Below are 1253 nucleotides of genomic sequence, written 5' to 3'. Positions count from 1 at the left end.
GCTGCTCAAGGTCCTACGCGACCGCGAGGACGACGTGCTGCGGTTCGCCCACGACCTACGCGTGCCGGCCACCTCCAACCAGGCCGAACGCGACCTGCGCCCGGCCAAGATCCAACAGAAGATCTCCAGGCGCCTCACCAGCGAGCAGCGCACCACCGACCGCTTCCGCATCCGCGGCTACCTCTCTACCGCCGCCAAGCACGGCCTCAACACGATGGATGCCCTGCGCGGCGCGGTCCTCGGCCGGCCCTGGATGCCACCCGACCCCGCCCCAGCCTGACCCGAAGCCGACACCGACGCCCCCGCCCGGAGCATCCGCCGGGGAAATCGTCATGCCATCACGAGCGAAACCGCAGCTCACGGCCGGGCCTGAATGTTTACCTATCCAGGCCTCCGCTACGACTCGGAACCGTGAGTCACCACCAAAGCCTGTACCAGGGTGCCGCGCTCGGTCGCGTAGGTCCTCGCGTAGCCGGTTCTTGGCGATGGCGGCCGTCGGTCCAGTTCGTTTGACCTTGCGAGTCACACCGTCGTGGTCGCGGAACCGCGTCACGGCACAGTAGCCACCTCCGGCGACCGGGTGTGTGGTGATGTTGCCATAAGTGCCGATCGGCAGAGGGGGGCGCGGCATGCTTCCTCCTTACTCAGCCCGTTCGGCCCGCTTGTTGAACCATGCACGGACATCCTCCGGGCGGTACCGCAGATAGCGGCCGACGCGAGCGCCCTTTGGCCCGTAGCCGGTCTGGCGCCAGTGGTACAAAGTCATCACCGGCACGCCGAGGTAGCGGGCAACGTCGTTCGCGGTCCAAAGCTTTTCGTCGTGGCGCTCGATCATCTTCCGTCCCGTGCTCGCTCTGATCAGCCCCGCGTTTTTCGGACCGGTTGATTTGGTCGTTGCTACGCTGCTTCCTGCGCGTCTGTCCACTCTTTGAGGACTTCTTGGGGTGTCCTGTAGCCGAGGGTTGAGTGGAGACGTCTGCGATTGTACCAGTTTTCGATGTAGCGGAGGATGTCGCGGCGGGCGTGTTCCCGGGGTGGGGTAGACGGTGCGGTGCACGCGTTCGTTTTTCAGAGCGGCGAAGAACGACTCGGCGAGCGCGTCGTAGCAGATCCCTGTTCTCCCGACCGAGTGGCGCAGATTCAGCTCGGCGATCGTGGTGGCGAAGTCGTGGGAGGTGTAGTTGCTGCCGCGGTCGGAGTGGAATATCGCGCCCGGTTGCAGCGCGCCGCGCGCGGCGGCGTGCCGCAATGCA

2 protein-coding genes are annotated in these 1253 nt (G+C 65.9%); one reads left to right on the top strand and one right to left on the bottom strand.

Features of this window, described 5'->3' with window-relative positions:
* The coding region (locus KME75_RS41650; protein ID WP_219420495.1) for an IS66 family transposase at nt 1-280 on the top strand (280 nt) is incomplete at its 5' end.
* Between the two features lie 360 nt (nt 281-640).
* Here the strand turns inward: KME75_RS41650 and KME75_RS47400 are convergent.
* Nucleotides 641-1253, bottom strand: a 613-nt coding sequence (locus KME75_RS47400) for a helix-turn-helix transcriptional regulator (RefSeq protein ID WP_372452773.1), incomplete at its 5' end; no start/stop codon positions are given.

The organism is Pseudonocardia nigra, assembly GCF_019396355.1.
Classification (GTDB): domain Bacteria; phylum Actinomycetota; class Actinomycetes; order Mycobacteriales; family Pseudonocardiaceae; genus Pseudonocardia; species Pseudonocardia nigra.
The sequence above is the reverse complement of the archived record's forward strand: the minus strand, read 5'-3'. Positions and strand labels throughout refer to the sequence as shown.